The 23716-nt window shown below is 57.1% G+C and carries 23 protein-coding genes; 13 read left to right on the forward strand and 10 right to left on the reverse strand.

Features of this window, described 5'->3' with window-relative positions:
- Positions 1-3 precede the first annotated feature (3 nt).
- The gene (locus tag Q7U76_07640; GenBank protein ID MDO8356243.1) at positions 4-837 is read left to right on the forward strand and encodes an HAD-IIB family hydrolase; all 834 of its coding nucleotides are present in this window, start codon (positions 4-6) and stop codon (positions 835-837) included.
- A gap of 36 nt (positions 838-873) precedes the next feature.
- On the opposite strand, the gene Q7U76_07645 is transcribed toward Q7U76_07640, so the two are convergent.
- The 9 genes from Q7U76_07645 to Q7U76_07685 all read right to left on the reverse strand — a co-directional run bounded on the left by Q7U76_07645 (position 874) and on the right by Q7U76_07685 (position 8947).
- Positions 874-1068: a hypothetical protein gene (locus Q7U76_07645; protein MDO8356244.1), complete on the reverse strand. Its 195-nt coding sequence runs from the start codon at positions 1066-1068 to the stop codon at positions 874-876.
- A gap of 350 nt (positions 1069-1418) precedes the next feature.
- Positions 1419-2513 (reverse strand): ABC transporter ATP-binding protein, encoded by a 1095-nt coding sequence (locus tag Q7U76_07650; GenBank protein ID MDO8356245.1) that lies wholly within the window; start codon positions 2511-2513, stop codon positions 1419-1421.
- A complete protein-coding gene (gene modB, locus Q7U76_07655) occupies positions 2498-3172 on the reverse strand; it encodes a molybdate ABC transporter permease subunit (GenBank protein ID MDO8356246.1) in 675 nt (224 codons plus the stop codon). The genes Q7U76_07650 and modB overlap by 16 nt, the downstream gene beginning before the upstream one ends.
- A gap of 33 nt (positions 3173-3205) precedes the next feature.
- Complete coding sequence (locus Q7U76_07660; GenBank protein ID MDO8356247.1) at positions 3206-3541, reverse strand: hypothetical protein; 336 nt, start codon at positions 3539-3541, stop codon at positions 3206-3208.
- A complete protein-coding gene (gene modA, locus Q7U76_07665) occupies positions 3519-4295 on the reverse strand; it encodes a molybdate ABC transporter substrate-binding protein (GenBank protein MDO8356248.1) in 777 nt (258 codons plus the stop codon). Before modA (Q7U76_07665) ends, Q7U76_07660 begins: the two co-directional genes overlap by 23 nt.
- A gap of 31 nt (positions 4296-4326) precedes the next feature.
- A complete protein-coding gene (locus tag Q7U76_07670) occupies positions 4327-6108 on the reverse strand; it encodes a porin (protein ID MDO8356249.1) in 1782 nt (593 codons plus the stop codon).
- Positions 6109-6198: 90 nt separating this feature from the next.
- Positions 6199-6840: a hypothetical protein gene (locus tag Q7U76_07675; protein MDO8356250.1), complete on the reverse strand. Its 642-nt coding sequence runs from the start codon at positions 6838-6840 to the stop codon at positions 6199-6201.
- Between the two features lie 101 nt (positions 6841-6941).
- Positions 6942-7745: a molybdate ABC transporter substrate-binding protein gene (modA, locus tag Q7U76_07680; protein ID MDO8356251.1), complete on the reverse strand. Its 804-nt coding sequence runs from the start codon at positions 7743-7745 to the stop codon at positions 6942-6944.
- Between the two features lie 26 nt (positions 7746-7771).
- Positions 7772-8947: a substrate-binding domain-containing protein gene (locus tag Q7U76_07685; GenBank protein ID MDO8356252.1), complete on the reverse strand. Its 1176-nt coding sequence runs from the start codon at positions 8945-8947 to the stop codon at positions 7772-7774.
- A 219-nt stretch (positions 8948-9166) separates the two neighbouring features.
- Between Q7U76_07685 and Q7U76_07690 the strand changes: the two genes are divergently transcribed.
- From Q7U76_07690 to Q7U76_07745, 12 genes are all read left to right on the forward strand, one after another.
- Entirely contained in the window at positions 9167-10216 is a 1050-nt protein-coding gene (locus tag Q7U76_07690; protein ID MDO8356253.1) for a hypothetical protein, read from the forward strand.
- A 33-nt stretch (positions 10217-10249) separates the two neighbouring features.
- A complete protein-coding gene (locus Q7U76_07695) occupies positions 10250-10432 on the forward strand; it encodes a DUF2292 domain-containing protein (protein MDO8356254.1) in 183 nt (60 codons plus the stop codon).
- Positions 10433-10581: 149 nt separating this feature from the next.
- The gene (locus tag Q7U76_07700) at positions 10582-12222 is read left to right on the forward strand and encodes a hypothetical protein (protein ID MDO8356255.1); all 1641 of its coding nucleotides are present in this window, start codon (positions 10582-10584) and stop codon (positions 12220-12222) included.
- 35 nt (positions 12223-12257) lie between these two features.
- Positions 12258-13073, forward strand: coding sequence for a molybdate ABC transporter substrate-binding protein (gene modA, locus Q7U76_07705; GenBank protein ID MDO8356256.1), 816 nt, complete (start codon positions 12258-12260; stop codon positions 13071-13073).
- On the forward strand, positions 13073-13807 hold the full coding sequence (locus Q7U76_07710; protein ID MDO8356257.1) for a hypothetical protein: 735 nt from the start codon (positions 13073-13075) through the stop codon (positions 13805-13807). The genes modA (Q7U76_07705) and Q7U76_07710 overlap by 1 nt, the downstream gene beginning before the upstream one ends.
- Positions 13808-13833: 26 nt before the next feature.
- On the forward strand, positions 13834-14802 hold the full coding sequence (locus Q7U76_07715; protein ID MDO8356258.1) for an aliphatic sulfonate ABC transporter substrate-binding protein: 969 nt from the start codon (positions 13834-13836) through the stop codon (positions 14800-14802).
- A 7-nt stretch (positions 14803-14809) separates the two neighbouring features.
- Entirely contained in the window at positions 14810-15610 is an 801-nt protein-coding gene (locus tag Q7U76_07720; protein MDO8356259.1) for an ABC transporter ATP-binding protein, read from the forward strand.
- On the forward strand, positions 15607-16377 hold the full coding sequence (locus Q7U76_07725) for an ABC transporter permease (GenBank protein MDO8356260.1): 771 nt from the start codon (positions 15607-15609) through the stop codon (positions 16375-16377). The genes Q7U76_07720 and Q7U76_07725 overlap by 4 nt, the downstream gene beginning before the upstream one ends.
- A gap of 71 nt (positions 16378-16448) precedes the next feature.
- The gene (locus Q7U76_07730; protein ID MDO8356261.1) at positions 16449-18008 is read left to right on the forward strand and encodes an ATP-binding protein; all 1560 of its coding nucleotides are present in this window, start codon (positions 16449-16451) and stop codon (positions 18006-18008) included.
- A gap of 45 nt (positions 18009-18053) precedes the next feature.
- A complete protein-coding gene (locus tag Q7U76_07735) occupies positions 18054-19406 on the forward strand; it encodes a sigma-54 dependent transcriptional regulator (protein MDO8356262.1) in 1353 nt (450 codons plus the stop codon).
- A gap of 281 nt (positions 19407-19687) precedes the next feature.
- A complete protein-coding gene (locus tag Q7U76_07740; GenBank protein ID MDO8356263.1) occupies positions 19688-20302 on the forward strand; it encodes a pyridoxamine 5'-phosphate oxidase family protein in 615 nt (204 codons plus the stop codon).
- A gap of 111 nt (positions 20303-20413) precedes the next feature.
- Entirely contained in the window at positions 20414-21016 is a 603-nt protein-coding gene (locus tag Q7U76_07745; protein MDO8356264.1) for an acetate uptake transporter, read from the forward strand.
- Positions 21017-21202: 186 nt separating this feature from the next.
- On the opposite strand, the gene Q7U76_07750 is transcribed toward Q7U76_07745, so the two are convergent.
- Positions 21203-23623, reverse strand: a complete 2421-nt coding sequence (locus Q7U76_07750; protein ID MDO8356265.1) for a Tex family protein — start codon at positions 23621-23623, stop codon at positions 21203-21205.
- Between the last annotated feature and the right edge of the window lie 93 nt (positions 23624-23716).

Consider the following 23716-nt stretch of genomic DNA (forward strand, 5'->3'; position numbering starts at 1 on the left):
ATCATGCCCAATTTGATCGTCTTTACAGACTTGGATGGTTCGCTCCTCGATGGCACAACCTACTCCTACGAGACGGCCATACCAGCCCTCAGGGCGCTCCGTGAGCACGACATCCCACTTGTACTGGTGTCGAGTAAAACGCGCGCGGAAATGGAGCCGCTTCGCCAACGGCTCGGCCATCATGATCCCTTCATTGTCGAAAACGGCGGCGCTGTGTTTGTGCCACATGGCCTCTTCGATTTTCCCTTGGAACGGATGCGAACCAGATCTCCATACCAAGTCATCGAGTTGGGCCTTCCGTATCACATGCTGCGGGATGTCCTGAAGCAAATCGAAGATGCGATTGAAACGCCGCTACAAGGCTTTGGCGACCTGTCGATAGAAGCCATTATGCAGGCGACCGGGCTCCCCTATGCCGACGCCGTCCTCGCCAAACAGCGGGAATACGACGAGCCCTACCTCCTACAAGGCCCGCAGACCCTCATCGAAGAAGTCTGCCGGCAAATTGTGACCAGGGGACTTCGATGGACAAAGGGGGGGCGGCTCTTTCATCTGATGGGAGAGAACGATAAGGGAGCGGCTGCGTCCGTGCTCCTTCGCTGCTACCAGCGCCAACAACGATTGAACGGAGAGACGGACCGGATTGAAACGATCGGGATCGGGGACAGCATCAACGATGCTCCCCTGCTCGCCATGGTGGATTACCCGATTCTTGTCCAAAAACCAGACGGATCCTATGACCCTGACATACACCTGTCTAGGATGATCCGCGCGCCCGGCATCGGGCCGGTAGGATGGAATGAAGCGGTCCTCGATATCTTGGCTCAGGTCACCTGAGAGATCGCCTGCCGCCACGCACGAGAATACGATCTCTCAGCCGGGCTTCTTCGTCGCAAACACCGTGGCGTCGCAGGCCAGATACTTGATCTGCTTCATGGGAATGATGAGCACTTCCTTCGCTGAATCGACCTCTAACACTTCCATATCGTCACTGATGGTATGACGAATCGCATCCTTCACCAGCAACTCCTGATTGTCGACAAACACAATTTTCACCCAATATTGCACAGTACGGCTCCTTCGTTACGAGGTCACTCCAATTCTACCGAACGTATCGCTACCGGCTCCACCGAGGAGAGCAATGTTCTTCGAACAGTCCCCGCTCCAGCACAGCTAACCCTGCGATTGTCGTGAGCCATATATGAAAGTGAGGTCAACGCAGGCAGGACCTGCGCTGATCAACGCGATTCTCTTGGGCGATTATACTGATCGCCTTGCCAGCGGGCAACTTGCACGTACCGACAGTCATCACGTGAAGAACTGAACTGAACTGAACTGATCGCTCATGCTGAGGATATCCACGCTATGCGAGCGGGAGGACCATCCAAACCATCTCGCCCATTTCTTCATCATTCTACTCAGGCAAGCGATCGTGGGACAAGATGCACAGCACCAGCCTTGATCGCCGCGATGACGGAGGCGCCAGACACCAGGCGCAAGTCCTCTACCGCCCCGCGCGTGATGGTTGCCGTGAGGGGGAAACCACAGTCGATCGTGACCTGCACCATCACGCCTTGCGGGGCAATATCGGTCACACGCCCCAGGAGATGATTACGGGCACTGGTCATCCCGCTCCCCGCAGGCTCCACCACCACATCTTCGGCACGGATACAGACATAGACGGTTGCACCGATGGCATTACTACTCAGACCTTTCAGCCTCGTTCCGTTGACAGCCACCGTGGATAACCCGTCCGCCTGTTCGATCACCTCGCCTTGTACGACCGTCTCCACACCGACGATGCGCGCCACCTCCGCATTGGCCGGACGACTGAATACCTCATGAGGCTTCCCGACTTGATGGACCAGCCCCTTACCCATCACCGCCATCACATCGCCCAACGTGAGCGCCTCCGACCAGTCGTGGGTCACAATGATCGAGGGCAGCGCTAATTGTTTCAGCAAGCTTCTAAGTTCCCCTCTCAGTTGAAGTCGGGTTGGCGCATCCAATGCCGACAAGGGTTCGTCGAGCAAGAGCAGTTGCGGCCTCGGCGCGACTGCTCTTGCCAACGCGACCCGCTGCTGTTGGCCACCGGACAATTCTCGCGGTTTCGCCGCTTCCAACCCCTGCAACTGGAACAATTCCACCACCTCCGCAACTCTCTTGTTCCTCTCAGGGGAGGAGAAGGCCCCCAACCCATACGCAATATTTCCTGCCACGGAGTAGGTGGGGAAGAGCGCATAGTCTTGCGGCATGTACCCAATCTGTCGATCTTGCGGCGAGACCCTGATTCCCGATTTTGTATCTAACCAGGTCCGCGACAAAAACTGGATTCTCCCCTCTTCCGGCCATTCGAGTCCCGCAACGGACCGGAGAATGGTCGTTTTGCCTGACCCCGACGGACCGAACAGGATCAAGACGGTCGAGGCCTCGATCTCGTAGCGGAGATGGGCCTGAATAGGCGCCCGCCCGGAAAATGTCTTGGTCATGTCGATGGTCATTTCTGCGGCCATACTGCCCACACCTTTCGATTCATCGCATAGACCAGGAGCAACACCCCATAGGAAACCGCGAGCAGCAACAGCGCCGTCTTGGCGGCTCCAGCGTAATTGAGCGCTTGTACTTCATCGTAAATATCGATCGAAACCGTTCGCGTTTCACCCTCAATGTTGCCCCCCACCATCAACACGACACCGAATTCTCCCAATGTATGAGCGAAACTCAATACCGCGCCGGTGACAAGTCCTGCCATGGAGAGCGGGACAATGAGCTTAAAGAACGTGGCGACTTTGGACACACCCAACGTCCAGGAGGCTTCGATCAAGCGGCGATCGACTTGCTCAAAGGCAGCAGCAAATGGTTGGACGGCAAACGGCAAACTGTAGAGGATCGACGCAAGGAGCAGACCTTCGAAGCTAAAGGGAAGCGGGTGCCCGACGAGATCGCTGTAGAATCGACCGACCGGGCTGTGGGGACCGATGGCGACCAGAATATAAAAACCCAATACCGTCGGAGGAAGCACGAGCGGCAGCGCGACCACCGACTCGACAATGAATTTCCAGCGCCACTTTGAAAAGGTAAGCCAATAGGCGATGGGCAATCCGACCACCAGCAAAACGCCGGACGTCAAGCCGGCCAATTTGAATGTGACCCAGATGGCTGTCCAATTCACAAGACTGCCTGCAATCCTTTCACGAGCGCCACCTCACCCACCTTTGCATCGAAACTGTATTCCCCAACGCCGGCCACTGACTTCCCCTTCTGCGCCTTCGACACTGGACATGCTGCCGTATCCCTGCACTTCCCCATCTTTGAGAACGGTATAGCCGGAGGGACATTTCTTTTCGATGAGCTTCAACGCGTCTCTTCGATGCGGTGATCCCATCGGACCGCCCCGGTCTTCCTTGAACAGGTATGTCACGACTCCGCCGGTATCGGTTTCATGCGTGAGCAACACCGCCTCGGAACAGCCGAAACTGGTAACCAGCAGGGCCAACCAGATCACCTTCATCCATGGCTTAACTGGGTAGCGTAAACCCATAGCGCTTCATGACCTCCTGTCCGTGAGGGCCTTTGATGAATTCAAGAAACTGTTTCGCGCCTTCTGGGTTTTTTGACTGCTTCAAGATCACGGCTCCTTGTTCCAGAGGTGGATGCGCAACCGCCGGAACCTCCCAGTATGTCCCTCGCGTTTGCATCGTCGGCGCAAGTGCCAGGGACAGCGCGATAATCCCGATGTCGCAGGCGCCGGATTCGATGAACTGCGCCGCTTGCGAGATGTTCTCTCCAAGAATGAGCCTGTCTTTGACCTGGTCATAAACCTTGAAGTGTTCCATCGCAGCAACCGCGGCACGTCCATAGGGGGCATGTTTGGGATTGGCAATGGCGATCTTCTTGATCGTCGGATCACGCAAGACTTCCAGCCCCTTGGAAAGATCCAGGCGCAACCCATTGCCGGACCACAATACGATTCGCCCAACCGCGTAGGGGTAGAGCGAGCCAGGTAAGGTGAGACCTGCCTCTTCCAGTTTCTTGGGGTAGCCGATGTCGGCTGAAAAGTAGAGGTCGAACGGCGCGCCATTCTGAATTTGCGCATAGAAATTGCCCGAGGATCCGAGCGTCAGCTTCACATGGTTGCCGGTCGTCTGTTCGAATTCAGTCACGATTTCTTTAAAGGCAAAACTCAAATCTGACGCCGCGGCAATAATGACCTCCGCTGCAGACACGCTCGGAGCAAGGCAGGCCAACAGTAGACCACAGGCCAGAAACATCGACAGGCAATATTTCAATTTCATCACCACCTCATTCCACTGATGCGTTGAACGATTAGAAAAATATTTGATACTGCAACCGGATCGCATTTTCGATCAGCGTCCCTGCATGCGCATCCAGGGGCACGGAACCGGACGGACAGTTGGCCGGGCAAGCCCCTGTCGCCGGCAACGGGGCGCTCCGCCCGATCGCAAAACCACCCTGGCCCATGGCGATATTGCTATAGGTCAGCATGATTTGATGGTCATAGGTCCCACTGAGGAACCAATTCAGCGAGAAGTCGACTTCCTTAATCAAATCGCCTCCCGAATTGGTATCGGGATCCCACCAGGCATAGCGGGCGGCAAATTCCAGTTTTCGTGGAATCAGGTAATAACCGGATTGAACGTACCAGCCTGTCGTGTTGCCAAACTGCCCAGGAGCATAGGTGGTACAAGGGCCACCGACTCCATTCGTCACCATACAAGGGAGGCCCTTGGTATGCCGTGTCACGTTCCTGAACCAATATTCCGCTTGCAAGGAAAAGCCACGATACTTGAAGGCATAATCCAGCGTCCAGGTTGAAAAGTCGACCACGCCCTGTCCGAGAATACGTGCGTTCCCGTTTTGAGCCAGTGCGCGGCGAACGGTTAAATTTGCCAGATCGATCCCCACAAACGCATTACCTGTACTGGTATCGATCGCCGGATTATAGGCATACCCTCCACCGACAGCCATCTGCGGAGTCTCCGAATAGGCCAAATCGCCTTCACCGTAACCTGCCCGGCCCAGGATATTCGCCTGGAGTCTCGCCACGTACATCAACTGATTAACATTGCTTCGAACATTTGCGTTGAGGCTGCGCTGATTGACGGGGCATCCTGCTGGTGACGGAAAGGGATTCCCGCCCGTTTGTCCGCCCGGGCAGCCGACGGTCGGCTCTTCGCTCGTAAATTGCGCGAAGCGGTTTACCAACGGGCCGGCACCATTAAACACGCCGAAGTAATAATTGACCGGATACACTTCTTCGTCGTTCATAATCGTGATGCCCACATCTCGACGATTGATGCCGTTCGCCGTAAAGGCATCCATTGCGAGAGCGCGGCTCGCAAACTGCATCGAAGCCGTCGAATTGATCTGCGACCGATTGAAGTAGACCTTGTACTGGCCGAGTTGCACGTTCAACCAGGGGATATGGGTGCTGGTCACATTCATATCGAACACAGAAAGAGCTCCCGGCGCCTGGGCGTTCTCCGAAGTCTCGCCGGCAAGTTGGATGTAATATTTGAAATCCGGGCTAAAGAGGTGCCCCATGAAATAGAGCCGCGCAGTCCTCAAATTAAATGAGGATGCGTCACCGATAGAGCGATTGGCCCGGTAATCGCCGAACACACCGAGCAGTTCCGGAAAGTTTTTTGAATCGCCGGACTCGCGGTAGGCCTCATTTCTGGAGCGCTGTGTGAACCGCGTCGCGAACCGTGCCCGTATCTTCAAGAGAAAGGCATTGTCGTTCATGGAAAAGTTAAAGCCCCGGTCATACCAGGCCTTGAAGCTCGGCTGGAGCAGATAGATTCGCTCCTGCGACTCTCTGACGACCGCGTCATATTCTTCCTGCGTGATGGTGCCCTGTTTGACGGCTCGCTCCAGGAGCAGTTTGGTCGCCGGATCCATACTCTCGACAAAGACATACTTCCCATCCTTCTCCACCAGTTTTCCCGCATCAGCCGCGAAGACCGGGAGTGGCCCGAACCACGCAAGGCAAACCAACCACAGAGCGAATCCGACAATCTTGCTCCACCGTGGTACAGCAACTGAGGCAACAGATGATCCCCCGATGCCTCTGAATGACTGCCACATGTCACCACTCTTCATAAATCCCTCGTCCACAAGTACGTTTAACGCCTAAGAATGAGCGTCACCAAAATAGAGGCTCATGCGAATGGGTGATTAAGGCGACGAGGCTGTTTTCAGGAACTCCCGAAAATCCACTCCTCGCCGGTCGGTCGTCTTGGGGTCGTGCACATAGAATCGACCAGGCTCGAAATACAGGAGGTAGGTGTTCGCCGGAGTCCAGGGGGTTGGATAGTTGTAATCGTAGGGATCGGACTTCGTGACCGGCTGCTGAACATGAAAGTAATCAATGGTCAGATGGAGCAGGCGATCCTGTATGGCCACCCATCCGCCCGTGACATCGCGCCGGTACCGGGGGTTCATACCAGGAGCAAAGAGTTCGAAGTAGACCCGCTCTTCGGGCCCCACCTTCTGCAGGGCAGCGGCAAGTTGCGGGGCCAACAGCTGTAATTCGTCTTCCCTGAATAATTTCTTTGGTGGATCCTCTTCGGCATACCAGCGAAGCGGCAGACGCTGCTGTTCACGCAGAGAAAACCCGCGGAAAATGGCGACAATCTGTTCAGGGGCAATCTGGACTGGATGCCGATATCCTGCCGACGTGACTTCCCGCTGCAGCAGCACGGCGACCCGTTGATCCTCATGCACCACCGTCGTGGTGTAGGGAATGCGGGCACAACCTGAACCAATCACAACGAGAAGGGCAACCACCATGGCTGCCGACTGCCTCCGGACATACATGCCGAACCTCCTACCGATTTACGCCACCACGATACAAAAATGATTGACTGGTATTCTTGACGTATGGAGCAAAAAAATATTGCGCCCGTTACTTCCCTTATTTATTTGGGCAACCCATAACCCAAGCCTTTCAAGATGCTTCGGGCTTCCGGAGACTGGGAAAACGCGAGGAACTCTTCGCACAGTGGACGATTGGGGCAGTACCGCTCCATCGCCAGAGAATGGACGATCGGACGGATGGCCTGCTCAGGCGCCACGGCGACGATGCGAACTCGCTCCCTCTTCTCATAGGCATCCGGGCCGAAGACAATGCCGACATCCGCTTGTCCGTTGAGGACGTGATCCAACACACCCCGCGAATCCGTCGCTACATCCAACCGGCCTTTCATAGGCTCCGCAATTCCCAAGGCATTAAAAAGTTCGTGAGTCTTCTGTCCAACCACGGTCAGCAACGGATCTGCGACAGCTACTCGTATCCGAGTATCCTGAGCAAGAGCCTCGAACGACGGCGGCGCATCGACAAGCGATTCAGGCACGACCATCACGAGCGAGACCGTCGCGTATGGCCGGCGCGTCTGTGGCAGCACATAATATTTCTGCTCCATGCGAGTGATCAGCTCATCGCCACCCGGTGCAATGATGTGAATGGGGCCGGACCCAATGAAATATCGTCCCGAGGGATGATTCTCCATCGCGGCGATTGTGCGACGCAGATCCAAGCCAGAATCGAAATAGAGTCGTACCTTCACATTCTGATGAACCGCCTCAAAGGCCCTGGCAAGGGCTTCAAGCGGCGGGGCCAGACTCGGAGAGGCGGCGATGACTAGGGGTTCCAACGCCAATGCCCCCTGTGCCAGGGCACCATTGAAAATGATCCAACACAACAAAGGTCGGCACATACGCATCGCGATTATCTTGAGTCGAGGATCAATCATGTTTGCAGTGCGTGAACCTTTCCGGTTTCCCTCGTGTCGTATCCACCCAGCGCTTCGATTTCGTTCCGAAATGGCCGGCTGGCGATGGTCTCAAACAGATGGGCCAGCGTTGGATGAGACTTGAGATAGGCTTTGGGAACCACGAGGTCGTAGCGCGCGGCTTGAAGTGGCACAAAATCGAGGCCAAAAAGTTGTGCGGCAGACCGGATCCCGATCCCGACGTCAGCCTGCTGGCCGGCGATGGCCCGGGCAACTTCAAAGTGAGACGATACCCTGCTCTCGTACCCGCGTATCTGCGTTGGATCGATCCCCGCCGCGCGTAGCCGTTGATCGAGCATGAGCCTGGCTCCCGCCCCCTCTTCTCGATTCACGAGGGTCACCAGAGGGTCCACCAAGTCAGCGGCAGCACGGATGGACTTGGGATTGCCAGGACGGACGAGGAAGCCCTCTTCCCAGGTTGCGAAGGTGACGACATCGTAATTTGTACCCTTCAGCGCCTGTCGGAGGAACGGCAGATTGGATTCCCCGGTCGTCGGATCGAGGAGATGAAGACCGGCTACGTGCACCTCGCCCTCCTGCAAGGCTCGCAGGGCCGCCATACTCCCCATGGTCCAACCCACGACGGAGGTAAGATCCTTTCCCCGCCGCAAATGCGCGCCGGCAAGAAAGATCGCAGGATCACAGCCAGCGACAGAAATCTCCTGTTCGATCGCCTGACGATCGCGTGACAAGTTCACTCGCACCATTGAGCCCGACGTCTGCCCATGCACATCCGCTGCATATCCATCGGCAGGCACACTATAGGAAAGAACGTCGCCCAATTCCGTGACAGGGCGCACAACCATGCGAGTTCCTACCCTCGCGACCTTCACGCGAACCGTCGAGACCTTTTCATCGGGCTGGGGAAAATGACCGATCAGCTTCCCTTCAATAACATCCTGCGCCTCCACAAGACTGAAGAGATCTTCCACTCGACAGCCCAATGCCGCTGCCAGGCGAAGCGCAACCGCCGTGGTGGGCAGATAAAGATGGGACTCGATGGCAGAAACGGCCTGCCTGGTGATCCCGGATTTTCCGGCAAGTTCACCTTGCGAAAAGCTCCGTGAGACACGGATATCTTTTAGATGATTCGCGAAATGTTCGATTGATTCGGCTCGATGTGCCTGCGCCATAGTGGCAGGCTTATAGCAATCATAGATTACTAATAGCAAGTATAAAATGTATCATAATTGATATTTATTGATTTTTTTATTCAAAATAACCAATTCGAATCAATAGCCATTGCAGAGTATTCCTCCCGCATATGCCTATACATAATATATTGTTGACAATTTAGATTCATTTAGTTTATACTATACATATCATTCATGACCGGAATAATAGGAATTGACATGCGCCTTACATTATTTCACCAGCTTCAATACCGGAACATCTTCCTAACATCGCTCGCGTTCCTCTTCTTCACGGCGACCGCCATCCCTTCACAGTCTTCTGCGCTAGATTGGGTCCCGACCGATGAGGAGATCAAGAAATATCGCCAGAGCTGGAATCCGCTTTCCCACGGACCAGTTCTCCTCCAGGCTGTCGACACCCAACCGAAGGGACAACTTTCCATCCGCGAATTTATCTTCTCGCAAATCGGCGAAAGTAGCTTCGGCAATCGCCTGAGCGGTCCGACCGACAGCAAGAACGGACCGGTGCATCTCTATCAAGTGTCCCCTTCTATCAATACGGCCTATGGACTGACCAATCACATCGAACTAGGCGCCGCCATTTCGATGAATTCATTCTGGGCAAACCAGAACGGGCAGAGGACGAGCTCGACGGGATTCGGGGACACCTCGCTCATCATGAAATACCGGCCCATCATCCAAGATCCTGGAGGCTGGCGCCCGTCCGTGACCCATTACACGCAAGTCGTACTCCCCACCAGCCGTTGGGCCGATGCCGAGAAGCCACCAGGGGGGTTCTCGCCGCTCGGCCGACTACCCAGTACGCGGTTCGGGGAATATGGACTGACCCAAGGCTTGATGACGCGAAAAAACTTCGAACCGATTCGCATCAGCGCAGCCGTGTTCTATACCTATGCCGCACCGGGAGAGAGCGGCGGCAGGAACGCCTACACCGGGGACGTAGTCAACACACGCTTGATCTTCGAACACATCCTGGATGACAAGAGCGGGTTCGGGTACAACATCGAAGTCAGCACCCTGCACGGACTCACCTGGCGGGCGGATGGACATGAAGTCAACGCAGGGCAGAAAAACGGATTTACGATCATCGGCGTGGAACCGGCGCTGCAATGGAACTTTTCGCAAAACTGGCTGGTCGCCGTCGGCTGCCAGTTTACGGTGGCAGGCCAGAACGCCATCAACGCCATCTATCCGAATCTGTCCGTCTTCTGGTTCTGGGATAAGAGCGGCAAAATCGTCATGCGCTAGCAGTCTCACACAAGATCGATCAGGACCATCATCATGGGAAGCACAGAACGATCAGATCGGCAGGACCCTCAGGCAATCGAGCAGGCCATTCGCCTCGCCCTGAGAGGCCTTCGCTTTGGGTCCATCGAGATCATCGTGCATGACTCCAAAGTCGTGCAGATCGAGCGCAAGGAAAAGATGCGCCTTGAGGGCGAAGGCCCAACCGCCACACGCTGAGAATACGATGATACGTCAGAACTGTTGTCCCAGTTAAAGGAGAATGACCGGCCGTCCAGATGACTGGAGGCCCAAGACCGACTTGTTCAATCGTAAAATTGAGAACTGACCGGACCACCGGAAGTTCACATGTCACGGAGGGTAGCGACATGAGAATTTCCGGTGTGTTTTTTATCACGGTTACAGCCTTTGCGCTCTTTGCAGGCCCGACACCACGAGCACAGGCCGTCGAGGAAGGCCAACTCGTAAAGAAAGAAGGCAAGTGGGAATACTACTCCGGCGAAGACCCCGGACTGAAGTATCTCTACCTCAAAGGAATCATTACCCAAGAGGAGTACGACAAGGGCTTGAAGGTGATCGAGACGAAAGAACGTATCTCCAAGCCGAACTTCAATATCGACGTCAACAACGGATTGAACATCCGTGTCGGAGAAAAATTTTTCTTGAAGCTCCGCCTGCTCACCCAGGTGCGCTACACCCACAGTTCTTACAATTCAATCTGGGGGTCGGTCGGAGACTCAAGAAACCCTGAGATCCTCGGAGGCCAGGTCGAATATCGAGCGGTGAAAAAACAGAGCGATTCGAATCTCTTTTCGGTCCCTCGCGCTCGCCTTCAATTTCTGGGATACGCCTTTGATCCAGACTTCCGCTACAATTTCTCCCTGGCACTCGATCAGACATCCTGGGATCAGGAAGGCGGCAGTGGCAGAGCTAGACTTCTCGATGCCTATGTCGCCTCCTGGCATATCCCCTGGGCAACGGTCCAACTCGGCCAACAACGGGTCTGGTTCAATCGAGCCCAGATCAGTTCGATCGCCACGTCCACCTTCGCGGACAATATGATTGTCCAGCGGGCATTTTCCGCCAACCAGATCGACAGCCGCGATATTGGGATCAGCATCCTCAGCGACGAAGACCAGTACAAATTCAACTATGCGATTGGTATCTGGGGGGGAGTCGGACCGAATCTGACTCGTGAAGGCACCTCCGTCAGTCAACGAGTGCTGCCCCCCAGCGGGTCACCTGGGGCACAGCCCTCAGGAACGACTCGGACCTACAACTATGACACCCGCACCCTGACCGGCGAGATGCTGTACACGTTTCGCGGGCTCTACAAGATTGCAGGCAATCCTGGATACGGACAGGGAGACATCCTGAATTCTCGCACCCTGCAATCAGCCATTGCCTTCGGTTATGCCTACAATCCAGCCCAAAACTACCTGAGTGCCATTCGATCAGACATTGTAGACCGAGGGTATCGTCAGAGTGTCACCAAAGCCATGAACGGCAGACTCCTCGCCGGGGGCATCTACGACTTCCAGACCTATGAAACGGATTTCATCGCGAAGTACCAGGGCTGGTCTCTCCAGTCTGAAGGATACTTCCGCCACCAAAGGGTGCGAAGCAGGGACAGTGGATCCACACCATTTGATTTAGCAACAATCCCCATCGCATCGATCACCGGCCCCCCCGTTGATCTGGGGCAAGCCTGGGGCTGGTATGCCCAGGTCGGGAAATATGTCATCCCCAGGAAGCTCGAACTCGCCGTCCGCTACGGGGTAATGGATCCTTCGACCAAGCAGAAGGACGATCTGACAAAGGAGTTCGGCGCCGCCATCAACTACAGCTTCGACGGCACATACAATAACCGGCTCGTCATCGACTACTCGAATATCACCATGGGAAGCGGCGGGCGTGCACCGGATCGGTTTCCGTTTGAGAGCACACCGGGATTTGGCCGCGATCTCATCGAAAACCGGGTCAACGTGCAGTACCAATTCTATTTCTAGGACGCACGAATTATTTAACCGTCAGGAGAACAATCGTGAAACACCAATGGTTCAGGTCCTTACTCTTCTTCGGAATCGCGACGGCATCGCTCTGGGTCACCCCACCCGTGCAGGCACAACCGGAGCCCCTCACCGTCGCAGCCGCCAACAGCCTCAGCGATGTGTTTCGTAAAGTACTGCCGCTTTTCGAGGCCCAGCACAAAGATATCAACGTGCGGGTTATCTACGGCCCCTCGCAAACGCTCCGTAATCAGATTGAACAGGGCGCACCAGTGGACATCTTCCTGCCGTCGCTGTTTGAGGAAATTGAACAGCTCGAACAGAAAGGGCTGATCATTCAAGGAACTAAACGGGCCTATGCCGGCACGTCGCTGGTCTTGATCACCAGCACGACCCACCCCGCCCCCATCGGCTCCGTCCAAGATCTGCAGACCGTCCCGATCCGACGGATCGCCGTCGGGGATCCCAAATCCTCGTCGGTAGGGAAAGTGGCGGCGCAGTTTATCAAATATAACAAGCTCGATGCCCAACTGAAGTCTCATTACGTCTTCGGCGAGCATTCCCGTGCCGTGCTCGATCTAGTCGCCAACGGCGAAGCTGAGGTCGGCGTCCTCTATCGGACAGACGTCGTCGAGAATGCGAAGGTCCGCATTCTCGATACAGCCCAGGCCGGTTCCCATACTCCTATCCGCTATGGAGTTGCCGCGACCTGGACCGCCAAGAACCTTTCAGGCGCGGGAGACTTCATCACATTTTTACTGACACCGGAAATACAAACCCTCTTGCAAGAGCACGGGTTCGATCGTGCAATACCACAGGCAGGGACCGCTCAAGGAAAGGAAGGACAATAATGAATCGCCTCCCAAAAACTATGCCGCAACCGTCTGCATGGCCGCTTCGAGCCCTGTTGCTCATCGCCGGAATATCCATCATTACCGGTTGCGCGAACAAGCCCGTCCCACAATCGAAATCCATCTATGAGTCGGGGCTGAGCACGGTTCGATTGGAACAGGACCCCGACTCGATTTCCAATTCTCACCCCGCCACGCTGACCGCCACCGAAGTGGGCACATTGCTTCGAGGAGTTCGCGCATGGGAACGGCGGAACGTCATTCACCGGCTGTTTGCCGGTGAAGCTGATCGAACCAGAGCGTTCCGGAACGAAGAGATTGCCGTATTGGCGCCGCCTCTAGCAAAGGCGTTGGCCCAGGCCGCTCCGACAGAGCGTGTGTACTTCCACTTGAGTCATGCCACCGATCAGGGGGATGAGGAAACCACCACAGGCTGGATCTCCATCCGGGGACCGATTCTGCACCTGACCATCAGCGGCGTGCACGACCGGCACAGCCCTGGTCCCGATATCAGCAAGTACGACCGGCAACTGCCGAACATTCCTGAAGCCTCGGTATTGCACGATGTCACATACGAGCCGGAGGAATTCCTGGCTAAATCGGCTTCGAAGGCACGTTTCTGGGCACCGGATCAGCGTGAAGAGTTAGAGATCCGGTATCGAGAGGCGCTTTCGGCCATGCCGATTCAGCCGGGACTGGATCCTGGACGAACATTCAAGCCGTCCCAACCTTGAACGAACCAACTGCAATAAGGATGATCATGAAGATACTCGTTGTGCTGTTTCTAGGAGTCTGGACGCTCATTACCCCGCCCTCTCACGCCATCGCAGGGGACACGATCCGCGTCGGGCATTTCCCCAACATGACCCATGTCCAAGGCTTGGTGGCCCATCATCTCTCTCGCTCCGGCCGGGGATGGTTTGAACAACGGCTGGGAAGCGACGTCAAGATCGAGTGGTATGTCTACAATGCTGGACCAAGCGCCATGGAAGCGATCCTGGCGGACTCCATTGACCTTACCTACGTGGGCCCTAGTCCTGCATTGAACGCCTACGCCAAATCCAACGGCGAAGAAGTCCGGATTATCGCCGGCGCCGCCGCCGGGGGCGCAGCCCTCGTCATTCAGCAGGATTCGCCCCTCAAGCAACCAGCCGATTTCCGCGGGAAAACCATCGCCACCCCGCAACTCGGCAACACCCAGGACATTGCCTGCCGCGCCTGGCTGGCGTCCGGAGGTTTAACGATCACCCAAACCGGCGGGGATGCGTTCATCGTTCCGACCCCGAACCCTGATCAGCTCTCGTTATTTCAACAGAAGAAACTGGACGCCGTGTGGACAGCCGAACCATGGGTCTCGCGGCTGGAGCGGGAGGCGGGCGGCAAAGTCCTCGTGGAACAATCGAAAGAGAGCATCACCGTCCTGGTCTCAAGCGTGAAATTTCTCAAGACCAAGCGTGAGCTGGCGAAGAGGTTCGCTCAAGCTCACCGGGAACTGACCGACTGGATTCTCTCGCATCCGGAAGAAGCCAAGAAGATGGTTCAGCAAGAACTGGCAGCCGAAACACAGGCCAAAGTCTCAGCCGAGTTGATCGCACACGCTTGGCCCAGGATTGGGTTGACCACGGAGGCCTCTCCTACGGAGTACCAACAATTTGTCGCACAGGCCCAACGCGCAGGTTTTATGCGAAAAACGCCTGACTTGTCGCGGCTCATTGAACGGGTGAATTGAAATGGGTATGTCCGAAACGGCCCAAACACATACCCTATCCCCCAAACTCGTCCTCGAACATGTCTCGAAGTGGTTCAAGACCAGTTCGCTGCACGTGCATGCGCTCGATGACGTGACACTCCGCATCACTGAAGGAGAGTTCGTCTGTCTCGTCGGCCCCAGCGGCTGCGGAAAATCGACCCTGCTCAATATCATCGCCGGCCTCGACCGACCCGATCAGGGGCTGGTTCAAGCCGATGGTCAGAGCATCACAGGGCCGGGGCCCCATCGTCTCGTGATGTTTCAAGAAGCCGCGCTCTTCCCCTGGCTGACGGTTCTGGGCAATGTGCTGTTCGGGTTACAGCTGAGAAACGGGCTCACCGCCGCCGCGCGACGAGAAACCGCCGAGTATTATCTGGAACTCGTAGGCTTGAAGCGGTTCATGCATGCCAATGTGCACGAGCTATCGGGCGGCATGAAACAGCGGGTGGCCTTGGCCAGAGCGCTGGCTCCGAATCCCAGCATGCTCTTGATGGACGAACCCTTCGGCGCGCTGGATGCCCTGACGCGGGAGCAGTTGTATGGAGACATTCAACGTATCTGGAGCCAGCATCGGAAAACGATCGTCTTCGTCACGCACAACGTGCGCGAGGCCGTCTGCTTGGGAGACCGCGTGATATTGTTCTCGCCGAACCCTGGACGGATTCGCGAGGAATTCGCCATTCCCCTCCCTCGTCCACGCGACATCAACAGCGTGGATCTAGCCCGCTATGCGACGGAGATCACCCGCGTATTGAAAGGCTATGTCCAGACCGAGGTGGCTGGATGATCGCACGGTGGCTGACTGCATCCCTGTTCTTCGTGTTCCTCGTGGTGGCATGGCATCTGGTCGTGGAGGCACACATCTGGTCTCCCGTCTTGCTGCCCTCGCCCCTTAGCGTCTTTGAGTACCTTCGGTCCGCGGTTGAAGACGGCACGCTCCGGGAGGCTACGGTCGTCACCGTACGGCGGCTCCTCATCGGCTATGGATTGGGAATCCTCGCCGGGCTTCCCTTGGGATTACTCACCGCATCATCTCGCTGGTGCCAGGACACGATCGGCATCCTCGCGCTGGGACTCCAAACCCTCCCCAGCGTCTGCTGGGTGCCGCTGGCCCTGCTCTGGTTCGGCCAAACGGAATCCGCCATGCTGTTCGTCGTGGTAATGGGAACCCTCTGGTCATTGATCATTGCGACCGACAACGGAGTGCGGACCGTTCCCCCCATTTACGCCAGGGCCGCACGCAGCATGGGGTCGACGGGACTCCATACCTGGACGCATGTGATCCTGCCGGCGGCGCTTCCATTTTTGTTGAGCGGCATGAAGCAGGGCTGGGCCTTCGCCTGGCGTTCCCTCATGGCCGCCGAGATTTTCGTCACGATTCTGACCGGCTTCGGTCTCGGCCACTTGCTGCATTACGGTCGTGAATTGAGTGCCATGGACCAAGTGATCGGCGTCATGCTCGTGGTCGTCATCATCGACCTCGCGGTCGATACAACACTCTTTGCCCCCATAGAGCGATTTCTCCATCGCCGTTGGGGCACCGAACGGGCTTGAGTCACGCCCCGCATGATTCGACTCCGCCGTGGCAGGCTGACACTTCTCCGGCCGCTGTGCTAGGCTGCGCCATGCCTGCCAGTTGGCTCAGTCGCCTCTCCATCGGCCAAAAGCTTGCCATCTCGTTTGGCCTGATCGTCATTCTATTGATCGGCAGCTTCTCCGCGACGCTTGTGTATCTCTCACGCGTGAATAGTTACGTCGATCGGCATCAACGGATCACGATCCCGGGCGTCGTCACGGCATCGGAGATGCTCCGCAACCTCTTCGACATGCAGACCCATATGCACCATCTCCTCGAACATCTGGACACCGCGACCCAAGCCATCAGCCTGAAGACCATCGCAGACATCGAGCACCGAACGCTCACCGCACTGGACACCTATCAAGCGACCCACGCCGCGCGAACACACCCCGTCTTGTATGGCATGCTCCAACAGCATGGACGGGGCAACCTGGCCGACGAGGAAAATCTCACGATCGTCGCCATTGCCGATGGTATGAGCGCTCTCCGCGCTCAGCGTGAAGACATCGAGACCGCTGCTAGCCGGCACACGAAAAATCCCGCAGACACAGAATTCCTCTATGAACAGACCGCGGCCAGGATCGCAGATGCCATCGCCTCGCTCATTGAAGTTCACCGCAAAATCGATGTGGAGATGAAAATCGAGGGGGATCGCCTCGTCGAGCAGGCACGGCTCATCGTCTTCGGAGTGGTCGGCCTGTTGGGGCTTCTCGTCCTGTCGATCTACCTCATGATGAAACAACTCGTGGCCAACCCTCTCAAACGCTTAGCCGCCACGGCAGACCGTGTCGCCCACCATGACCTCGCGGCGCAGTTTGAGCCCTGGCCCACGCAGGATGAGGTCGGGATCCTGGCCAACTCCCTGACGGCCATGCTGGCGAATCTCCGCGAGCGGGGCACCGCCCTGATGCGCAAGACCAAGGAACTCGAAGCCTTCACCTACTCTATTGCACATGACCTCAAAGGACCTCTTCGCGAAATCGAAGGGTTCTCCTCGCTCCTGGAAAAGCGATTTCAAGAAGCCGGAGACCCGCAAGTCCAGCACCACATCGACGTGATCCGTCGATCCGCCCTGCGCCTCACGCACATGATCGATGCCCTGCTCAAGTATTCACGACTGGAACAACAAGATTTCCCACGCACCCGCTTCAATGTGCTGGAGATGATCAACAGCCTGCTCGTCGACCGGCAGAGCCAGTTCACCGGCATCGCACCTCGGATCACCATCAATCTCCCCTTCGCCGACCTGTATGGCGAACCGGTCAGCATCCGGCAGGCCCTGGTCAATCTCCTCGACAATGCCATCAAGTTCTCCCGTTTCTCTCCGGCTCCAAGCATCAACATCGGAGGACAGCAGACGCCGACCGAACGTAGGCTCTGGATACAGGACAATGGTATCGGTTTCGACACCGACCAGGAACAAAAGCTCTTCGGTCTTTTCGAGCGATTACACAATGCCCAGGATTACGAAGGCACCGGCGTCGGCCTGGCCATTGTGAAAATGGTCATGGAGAAACATGGAGGCCGTGCCTGGGCCGAATCATCCCCTGGCACAGGCAGCACATTTTCTCTGGCATTTCCGAATAACCAGGAAGCGATCAGTTAGGATTAAGACCTGACAGCTGAGAGCTGACCGCTGAAGGCTAAAGCAATGCGCATACTCATCATCGACGACGAAGAATACGTTCGCTTAGTACTCGAGCAGGCGCTCCGCGAGGAAGGCTGCGAGGTGACCGCCGTCACGCATGGGACAGCAGGCATCGAGGCGCTTCAAACCGGCACCTTCGAATGCGTCATCACCGATCTTCGCATGCCTGGCCTCGACGGGCGAGGCGTCTTAAAGTGGGTCCGCGAGCATCAGCCAGACCTGGACGTCCTGATGCTGACCGGCCACGGCGACGTCAAAGACGCGGTCGAGGCGATCAAACAGGGGGCCTGGGATTTTTTAGTCAAGGACACGCCCTTCGACGCCGCAGCGGTCAACGCCGCATTAGCCAGGCTGAAAACCGTACGTGCCCTCCGCAAAGAAAACCTGGCGGCCCGCCATGGAGGCTTCACGCGCGATGTCATCGTCGAAGGACCCAGCCAAGCCTGGCAAACACTCAAAACCAAGATCGCGCAGGTGGCCCCCTCCAATGCAGCTATCCTCATTCAAGGGGAAACCGGTTCAGGCAAAGAAATCGCGGCGCGGCTGCTCCACGATTTGAGTCGGCGAGCCAGCGGACCCTTCATCGCCATCAACTGCGGCGCCATAAGCCGTGAACTCCTGGAAAGCGAACTCTTCGGACACGAAAAGGGCTCGTTTACCGGCGCAACTGCTGCAAAACCAGGGCTCATCGCCGCCGCCGAAGGGGGCACACTCTTTCTGGATGAACTGGGGGAAATGCCCGGTCCGATGCAGGTGAGCCTATTGCGGTTCCTGGATCGTGGCGAATACCGCCCCGTCGGCAGCACGCGGACGCTCCAGGCCAACGTCCGCGTCGTCGGAGCCACGAACCAGGACATCCAGGAGCTCGTCCACCAAGGCCGCTTCAGGGACGACCTGCTCTACCGCATCAACACCGTCACCCTCCGCGTGCCTCCACTCCGCGAGAGGAAGGAGGACCTGCCAACACTTGCCGAACATATACTTTCCACGTTACGTATCCCGGGAACCACCAAACGAACCCTCTCACCCGAAGCCCTACAAACGCTGGCCGCCCACAGTTGGCCCGGCAACGTGCGTGAACTGCGCAACGTGCTTGAAGGAATCGTGCTGATGAGCAACAGTATAGGTCCGATCGGCCAAGAAGAAGTCGTCGCCCTGTTGCCGAAAACCCGAACCACGTTGCACCCGGGAGATCAGACGCAGCTCTCACTGGACGAGATCGAACGGCTCCACATCCAGCGTGTCCTCGACGCCACCGGTGGAAACAAGACCCAGGCGGCCAAAACGCTCGCCATCGACTACAAGACGTTACTCACAAAGCTCAAAAAATATCGTCTCGTTTCTGACGAAAGTTAGAACGTCGGCCTGTCCGTATAACCGCCTATTCCTCATCCTGCACAAACCTCATACAAGGCTCCCTTCAATCCGTCGTCAGTCGATGTACCGCTACGATACTCGCACCGCCCCCCTAGCGATTGAAGCTGCCCTGTAGATTCGCAGACCCTGCCTGCAGCATGAGACCTTTTCAGCGCCTCAGTTCGGCATCCTCTCTAGCGCATTCGACAAACCGGCCTTTCGTGATGGACAATGGGGCCAGACGCTATGCCAATTGACAATCTGTGACCAGGAGTGTGCCCATGAAACGCCCGGCCTCGCCAGCAGAACAGCAGGCACAGCAACGATTCGGCAGCAATGCCCGCGCGGCAGCGTTTTATGCCAATCAGATGCTGGACTATCTGAATCCCCTGATGCAGCAGTTCATCGCGCGGCAGGAAATGATCTTCATCGCCACGGCCGATGCGGCGGGCCATTGCGATTGCTCCTTTCGCGCCGGCACGCCGGGATTCGTGCAGGTGCTCGATCAGAAGACCGTCGCCTACCCGGAATATCGGGGCAACGGCGTCCTGGCCAGCGTGGGGAATATTCTAGAAAACCCGCAGATCGGGATGATCTTTCTCGACTATTATCAGAGCACGGTGGGGTTACACGTGAATGGAGCCGCCAGGGTCCTCAGCCCCGATGACCTCACGACCATCCCCCATCTTCCAGCCAGCATGGTCGAAGCCTCTCGAATGAAGGGAGGCCGCCGTCCGGAAGCCTGGATCATCATCGACGTCGAAGAAGCGTATATCCACTGCTCCAAACATGTGCCCCTCATGAAGCGACAGGATAAACAGATCGCCTGGGGGACAGACGACGAGTCTGTGAAAGGCGGAGATTTCTTCAAAACGAAACCGGCTCCCCGACTGTAACGCCGAAACATATCCCCCCTTTTATGGGCCTTGCTTTTTTCACCCCTGCTCTTGCATGCTCCCACTTCCTGACGGTCACAGCACTACGACGACAATAAACAAGGAGTCTTCATGTCCGATGAATTGCACTCGCGCCGAATCGATGTCTTAGCCATTGGCCTGTTCGGACTGGCGGTCGGCGCCCTCACCCTGGGCGTTGCACAGTTGGGAGGGATTCCGGCTCGAGATCACGTGGGTACGTTAGTCATCGCCCTGATCTTCGGCGGCATCGTGCAAATTCTCGCCGGAATTACCGACATCCGTTACCACGAGCAACTCGGCGGGACGGCACTCACGATGTACGGTTTCTTCTGGACCACCGTCTGCACGGCCAAGCTGGTCAGTGCGAGCACTAATTTTCAGATCGACATGGTGCTCTTCGCCCCGATCAACTTGGTCTATTTCTTCTTTTCAGCCGTCATGGTGTACCTAACCGCCTACCGGAATACGACGCTCTGCGCCCTGCACCTCGTCATCACCGCGACGTTCTTGCTCACCTTCCTGGCCCGCCTCGATCAAATCAGCGAATTCCTCCCTGGCGTCTTCCACATTCTCGTCGGAACCATGGCGTTCTACCACGCGGTCGCCAGCCTCACGACTGCCTTCACCGGCCACCCCCTGCTCCCGCTGGGGCCACCACTCTTGCACCATCGGCCGGCGCCAGCACGCCGCTAGCAGAGAAATTCGTTGTTCGTATCCCGTGGGGAGCGGAGCTGACAGCTAATAGCGTATAGCGAATGGCAAGCGCGCAAGGTAGGGATGGTACCATGTCACAGAAAATAGGATGGTCTCCGTTCGGGCTATCGGCCATCAGCCATATGCTCTTTTCTTCGAACGAGCAACCAACGAAACTGCCGCCTGCTACTTCTGCTGCTTGGCACGAGCAAGCGCCAGCGCCATAGCCATCGTCCCGGCCGGCTGCGGCTGGCGTTCCGAAGCATGCTGAGGTGCGGACGGACGCCGGTCACGTTGGTCGCGTACGGCTCCCGTAGAGGCCTCGGCTGGCACGCGGCTTGAAGCCGAAGCCATACCTGGCACATCGTCGAGGCGCATAGTCAAGCTGATGCGCTGGCGCTTCACGTCGACTTCCAGCACCTTCACCTTCACAATCTGGCCAGGCTTCACGATCTCATGGGGGTCTTTGATGAACTTGTTGGCCAGCGCCGATACGTGCACGAGACCGTCCTGATGCACCCCGATGTCGACGAAGGCGCCGAAGGCCGCGACGTTCGTCACGACGCCTTCGAGGACCATGCCGGGGTGCAGGTCGGTCAGCGACTCGATGCCCTCCTGGAATGTGGCCGTTTTAAATTCCGGGCGCGGATCGCGGCCCGGTTTTTCTAACTCGGTCAAAATGTCGCGCACCGTCGGCACCCCGAATTTCTCATCGGTAAAGTCGGCGGGAGATAATCCCTTCAGCACCGCCGGCTGACCCATCACGTCCATCATGCCTTTGCCGATGCGCGCGAGAATGCGCTCGACCACCGGATAGGCTTCCGGGTGGACCGAGGAGCGATCCAGCGGATTGTCGCCGTCATTGATGCGCAGAAAACCGGCGGCCTGCTCGAACGTCTTGTCGCCCAGACGCGGTACCTTGCGGATCGTGGTACGGTTCACAAAAGGGCCGTTCGCATCGCGGTACTCGACGATATTCTTCGCCAGCACCTTATTCAAACCCGACACCCGCTCAAGCAACGGAGCCGAAGCCGTATTGACGTCCACACCGACAGCGTTCACGCAATCTTCGACGGTGGCATCCAGTGATCGTGCCAACGCCTTTTGGTTCACATCGTGCTGATATTGACCGACGCCGATGGCCTTGGGATCGATCTTCACCAGCTCTGCCAGCGGGTCTTGCAGACGACGGGCAATGGAAACGGCCCCGCGCAGACTGACATCCAATTCGGGAAACTCAGCCGCGGCAAAGGCCGACGCTGAATAGACCGATGCGCCGGCTTCGCTGACTACGATCTTGGCTACTTTCTGCTCCGGCTTGTGCGCTACAACTAATTTGATGACCTCGATGGCCAGCTTGTCGGTCTCCCGACTGCCCGTACCATTGCCGATCGAAATCAGTTCGACGCCATGTTGCACAACCAGCCGTGCGAGAGTCGCCAGCGATCCCTGCCAGTCATTGCGCGGCTGGAGCGGATACACGGTCGTGGTCTCCAGCAACTTGCCGGTCGCATCCACCACCGCCACTTTGCAACCGGTGCGGATACCGGGATCGAGGCCGAGCACGGCCTTCGGTCCCGCCGGCGCCGCCAGCAATAACTCGTGCAGATTGCGGCCAAAAATCTTGATCGCCTCGGCTTCCGCCGCTTCGCGTAATTGCACCAGCAACTCCACCGTGAGATGCAAGAGCACCTTCACACGCCAGGTCCAATCGCAGACACCCATCAGCCACTTATCCGCGCGACGGCCACGGTCTTCGATGCCGACATGCGCCGCAATGGTGGCGATGCAGGGATGCGGCACGACCGTTTCCAATGCCTCGCCCAGGCCCAAATCAATCTTCAAGACGCCCAACGCGCGGCCCCGGAATAGCGCCAGCGCGCGATGCGATGGGATGGTGCGAATGGTCTCGGAATAGGCGTAGTAATCGCGGAACTTTTCTTCCTCCGCCATTTCCTGGCCCTTCATCACGGTGGACGTGACGACGCCCTGGTCCCAGAGGCGGGTCCGCAACTTGGCGAGCAACTCGGCGGTCTCGGCAAACCGCTCGACCAGAATGTCCCGCGCACCTTCAAGCGCAGATTTGGCGTCCGGCACGTTGATGGCTTCGACGCCCTCAGCCGCAGGCTTCACATTCAAATACTTCGCGGCCTCCAGCTCAGGATCGAGCGTCGGATCGGCAAACAGGCCATCGGCCAATGGCTCCAATCCTGCTTCGCGCGCAATCTGCGCCCGCGTGCGGCGCTTAGGCTTGTAGGGCAAATAGAGGTCTTCCAATGTTTGTTTGGTCGCAGCGGCTTCAATGGTGCCACGAAGCAGATCTGTGAGCTTCCCCTGCTCCTCGATCGAGGCCAGAATCGCGGTACGGCGCAGCTCCAATTCGCGCAGATACAGGAGCCGTTCCTCCAACGTGCGCAAATGGGTATCGTCCAGGTTGCCGGTCACCTCCTTGCGATAGCGCGCGATAAACGGCACGGTCGAACCCTCGTCGAGCAGGGCTACCGCGGCCGCCACTTGATGCGGTCCGACACCAAGTTCCTTGGCGATGAGTGGAATAATCTTGAGCTGCGCCGCATCTGAAACTGGCTGGGTCGTTAGAGAAACCATCTACGTCTGTGACCGATCTTTCCGAACGCGCTACCGCACCAAATGTTGGTCACTCGGAGACAGCGCCTTCTGGTTATATATGTGTGTGCGTTG

It is taken from the genome of Nitrospirota bacterium (assembly GCA_030645475.1).
Taxonomy (GTDB): Bacteria; Nitrospirota; Nitrospiria; order Nitrospirales; family Nitrospiraceae; genus Palsa-1315.

What these genes read in the sequence shown, in the direction of transcription:
- Q7U76_07700 (MDO8356255.1), top strand. Translation starts at nt 10,582, where the DNA reads ATGAGAATTTCCGGTGTGTTTTTTATCACGGTTACAGCCTTTGCGCTC.
- Q7U76_07725 (MDO8356260.1), top strand. Translation starts at nt 15,607, where the DNA reads ATGATCGCACGGTGGCTGACTGCATCCCTGTTCTTCGTGTTCCTCGTG.
- Q7U76_07710 (MDO8356257.1), top strand. Translation starts at nt 13,073, where the DNA reads ATGAATCGCCTCCCAAAAACTATGCCGCAACCGTCTGCATGGCCGCTT.
- Q7U76_07750 (MDO8356265.1), bottom strand. Translation starts at nt 23,623, where the DNA reads ATGGTTTCTCTAACGACCCAGCCAGTTTCAGATGCGGCGCAGCTCAAG.
- Q7U76_07730 (MDO8356261.1), top strand. Translation starts at nt 16,449, where the DNA reads ATGCCTGCCAGTTGGCTCAGTCGCCTCTCCATCGGCCAAAAGCTTGCC.
- modA (MDO8356248.1), bottom strand. Translation starts at nt 4,295, where the DNA reads ATGAAATTGAAATATTGCCTGTCGATGTTTCTGGCCTGTGGTCTACTG.
- Q7U76_07735 (MDO8356262.1), top strand. Translation starts at nt 18,054, where the DNA reads ATGCGCATACTCATCATCGACGACGAAGAATACGTTCGCTTAGTACTC.
- Q7U76_07690 (MDO8356253.1), top strand. Translation starts at nt 9,167, where the DNA reads ATGCGCCTTACATTATTTCACCAGCTTCAATACCGGAACATCTTCCTA.
- Q7U76_07660 (MDO8356247.1), bottom strand. Translation starts at nt 3,541, where the DNA reads ATGGGTTTACGCTACCCAGTTAAGCCATGGATGAAGGTGATCTGGTTG.
- Q7U76_07715 (MDO8356258.1), top strand. Translation starts at nt 13,834, where the DNA reads ATGAAGATACTCGTTGTGCTGTTTCTAGGAGTCTGGACGCTCATTACC.
- Q7U76_07695 (MDO8356254.1), top strand. Translation starts at nt 10,250, where the DNA reads ATGGGAAGCACAGAACGATCAGATCGGCAGGACCCTCAGGCAATCGAG.
- Q7U76_07670 (MDO8356249.1), bottom strand. Translation starts at nt 6,108, where the DNA reads ATGTGGCAGTCATTCAGAGGCATCGGGGGATCATCTGTTGCCTCAGTT.
- Q7U76_07685 (MDO8356252.1), bottom strand. Translation starts at nt 8,947, where the DNA reads ATGGCGCAGGCACATCGAGCCGAATCAATCGAACATTTCGCGAATCAT.
- Q7U76_07675 (MDO8356250.1), bottom strand. Translation starts at nt 6,840, where the DNA reads ATGTATGTCCGGAGGCAGTCGGCAGCCATGGTGGTTGCCCTTCTCGTT.
- Q7U76_07720 (MDO8356259.1), top strand. Translation starts at nt 14,810, where the DNA reads ATGTCCGAAACGGCCCAAACACATACCCTATCCCCCAAACTCGTCCTC.
- Q7U76_07650 (MDO8356245.1), bottom strand. Translation starts at nt 2,513, where the DNA reads ATGGCCGCAGAAATGACCATCGACATGACCAAGACATTTTCCGGGCGG.
- Q7U76_07640 (MDO8356243.1), top strand. Translation starts at nt 4, where the DNA reads ATGCCCAATTTGATCGTCTTTACAGACTTGGATGGTTCGCTCCTCGAT.
- Q7U76_07745 (MDO8356264.1), top strand. Translation starts at nt 20,414, where the DNA reads ATGTCCGATGAATTGCACTCGCGCCGAATCGATGTCTTAGCCATTGGC.
- Q7U76_07740 (MDO8356263.1), top strand. Translation starts at nt 19,688, where the DNA reads ATGAAACGCCCGGCCTCGCCAGCAGAACAGCAGGCACAGCAACGATTC.
- modA (MDO8356251.1), bottom strand. Translation starts at nt 7,745, where the DNA reads ATGCGTATGTGCCGACCTTTGTTGTGTTGGATCATTTTCAATGGTGCC.